1 protein-coding gene is annotated in these 1,881 nt (G+C 49.9%); it reads left to right on the top strand.

Translation table 11 applies throughout. The features are described 5' to 3' along the window. Nucleotides 1-249 precede the first annotated feature (249 nt). Nucleotides 250-1,557: a TRAP transporter large permease gene (locus RS027_RS13430; RefSeq protein WP_311957748.1), complete on the top strand. Its 1,308-nt coding sequence runs from the start codon at nt 250-252 to the stop codon at nt 1,555-1,557. The last annotated feature ends 324 nt before the right edge of the window (nt 1,558-1,881 follow it).

The raw sequence follows: 1,881 nt of genomic DNA on the forward strand, positions 1-1,881 counted from the left end.
GTCGTCATCAACCCGACGCCGTGCCTTGGCCTGCTTGGACAACCCTCCGAGCACGACTTCGCGAGGAAGTCAGGGAGCAGAGCCTATGCGGCGAGTAGCAACATATTCGTGGGGATTCGTCAGCTATAAAATCCACTTTTATTTATAAAAGCGTCAATTCCTCACTGGACGGATACTAATATCGAAAAACTTGTGATGAGAATAAAATAATGGATAGCCCGACAATCCTTACCTAAACAAGGTTGCTATATGAGCTTAGAAATAGTAACACTCCTCTACTTTGCGTGTCTTTTTGGAACATTGTTCCTGGGATTGCCCGTAGCCTTTGCCCTGGGTGGCACCGGGGTTGTGTTTGCTGCCATCGCTGAACCGCGTGCTTTAATGGCTATTCCAAGCGCCTTCTACTCCACACCCTGGGACGCCGTGCTTGTCACGGTGCCGCTTTTTCTTTTCATGGGGAGCCTTATACGCTATTCGGGGATAGCGGATGCCGCATACGATGCCGTGTATAAATTGATTGGCCATATCCCCGGCGGGCTCGCCATAGGCACTGTGCAAGTATGTACGATCTTTGCAGCGATCACCGGGATTACGCCGCCTGCGACCATCACGATGGGCCAAATATCCTACCCCTCAATGATGCGGTATAAATACAGTCGAAAAATAGCTATCGGCTCTATTGGCGCGGGTGGCGCCCTGGGTGCGCTAATACCACCCAGCGTCCCCTTCATCTTCTACGGGCTATTAGCTAACGCGTCCATTGGAAAGCTCTTCCTTGCCGGCCTTCTGCCGGGCCTTATGCTCGCTACCTTCTATAGCATTTATATTGGTATACGCTGCAAGTTCCAGCCCGAACTGGGCCCCCCCATACCCGCAGACAGAAAGTTCTCCCGTCGAGAGAAGGCTCAGTCGCTGCTGGGGATCTGGCCTTTTGGTTTATTGATCGTCATCGTACTGGGTTCTATCTGGGGCGGTATTACAACGCCTGCCGAAGCAGCCGCATTTGGCGCCACGAGCGCTTTACTGCTCAACCTGTTTAATGGTCGCCTGACCTCCCAGGTGTTCAAGGATTCACTTACCACCACCTTGAAATTGACCGGGATGGGTCTATGGATACTGATCGGCGCCAATATTTTCCTCAACATCTTTAATACATTAGGCAGTCAGGAGCTGATTACAAATGCAGTGTTGGCGATGCCGGGGGGGACGACTGGCGTTCTTCTGTTGATGATGCTGATCATTCTGCTGTTAGGAATGGTGATGGATGACTGGGCGATCATCATGCTATGCACGCCGCTCTTTTTGCCAATTATCGAGCTTCTGGGAGTCGATAAAATCTGGTTCGGCGTGCTATTCATTGTCAATATTCAGATTGCCTATCTAACGCCGCCTTTTGGGTTTGTGCTGTTTTGGATAAAAAGTATTCTCCCCAAGGACGTTGGCTGGGGGGACGTCTACGGCTCGGTAGGACCTTTCGTCATACTGCAAATAATTGGCCTTGGGTTGATCTTTATATTCCCGAGTATTGCTACCTGGCTACCGAACGCGTTTGGATGATTTACCCTCTTCGAGGGAAAGGATAGAGTGCAACACCGTAGCGGTTTGGCCAGGTGTTGCACTTCATTTTTGTAGGATCAAAAAAAGTTGGTAACTGATTCTTTCCGTAGGCCCCATTCTACCGCAAAAAAATATCCATGCCGAAAAATAAAAATGGTAACTAAGGTGGGAGAATCATCTTTAGGGCGCAATTTTCATAGGTGTAGGGTCCCGGATGATCACATCGCCTATAGGAGTTATCCTCTGCTAGCCGCCAGAAAGCTTCTTCAGCAATTCATCCGGGAGCAGGTTCATGGACATCAAGCTGCATAAGCAGGCTACTAC

It is taken from the genome of Halomonas garicola (assembly GCF_031935715.1).
Lineage (GTDB): Bacteria > Pseudomonadota > Gammaproteobacteria > Pseudomonadales > Halomonadaceae > Vreelandella > Vreelandella garicola.

Excerpts from the sequence above, each read along its gene's own strand:
- RS027_RS13430 (WP_311957748.1), top strand. The coding sequence starts at position 250 with ATGAGCTTAGAAATAGTAACACTCCTCTACTTTGCGTGTCTTTTTGGA.